This window comes from Stenotrophomonas sp. P5_A8 (assembly GCF_056400545.1).
Genome location: NZ_JBFULB010000584.1, coordinates 1 through 1,037, shown reverse-complemented (window position 1 = coordinate 1,037; position 1,037 = coordinate 1). Strand labels below are relative to the sequence as shown.

Annotated in this window: 1 protein-coding gene; it reads left to right on the top strand. The window is 58.3% G+C overall.

All coding sequences use genetic code 11. The features are described from left to right. Positions 1-31: 31 nt before the first annotated feature. The coding region (locus AC1DQP_RS20845) for an MASE1 domain-containing protein (protein WP_478052477.1) at positions 32-1,037 on the top strand (1,006 nt) is incomplete at its 3' end.

Genomic DNA, 1,037 nt, shown 5'->3' with positions numbered 1-1,037 from the left:
GGCATCGATCGTGCGGCTGCACCGTAGAATGATGACCACTACGTCCCAGGCTTGGCTGCTCTCGGTTGGGGCGGCGTCGGCCATAGCCGTCACCTCGTTGAACCTGATCCTGATGCACTTGCTTTGGCCGACCCCGGACGTACCAATACTCACYGGCGCGGCGCGTTATATCGTGGGTGACTTCATCGGAATTCTGACGGTTGCCCCACTTGCCCTGCTTTGGGCGAAGAGGCACACCGAACCGGCATGGACACGCCGGTTCCTGGCGCCAAGCGTTGCTGGATTGGCGCTGATGATCCTGATTGGCGTATCTACGACGCTGATTCCTGCAGAATCTGCCACGGCCAAGACCAGCCTTCAGTTATTGATGGCGCTACCGGCGATTGCACTTACTTGTCTGCTGGGGTGGCGTGGAGCCGCGGTGGCCGTGCCATCGCTCAATCTGATCATTGGCCTTACGACGCCAAAGCCGTATCCATTGGCATTTGATCCCACAACGTTTACGACACAGATGGTCATGGCCATTGCGGGTGTCGCGCTACTTCTATTCGGATCGCGTATCACCCACTACTATCACCGCTACCGAATGCGGGACGATGGCGAAAGAAATGCCATAAAGCTGGCCCGGAATTCGCATATCGCCAGCGAGAAGGGTCTTCGCGAGCGTGCGCTTCACCTCAGGAAGCTCGGAGACGGCATGGACGTCTATCTCAAAGAAGTGGTGAGCTGGCTGAAATTACAGGGCCACCACGAGATAGCAAACGTGCTGTTGAACACTGCAACTGTGCATTCCCGGTTGTTCCGCGCGCAGGCAAGCATGGTGTATCCCACCGCGTTGGATCAACTCGGCCTGTACGTGGCACTGCAGACTGGCGGCGTGCGTGAATGCTGGGAACTGAGCAACCGGGTGAACCGGCCTCGACTCGAAGGCGACCCATGCACGCTGAGCAAGGGGCTGCAACTGGCTGCCTATCGAGCTCTCAATGAAGCAGTATCCCTGCTTCTGGAAAATGAGCCTGGGCAGCTGATGGTCCGCG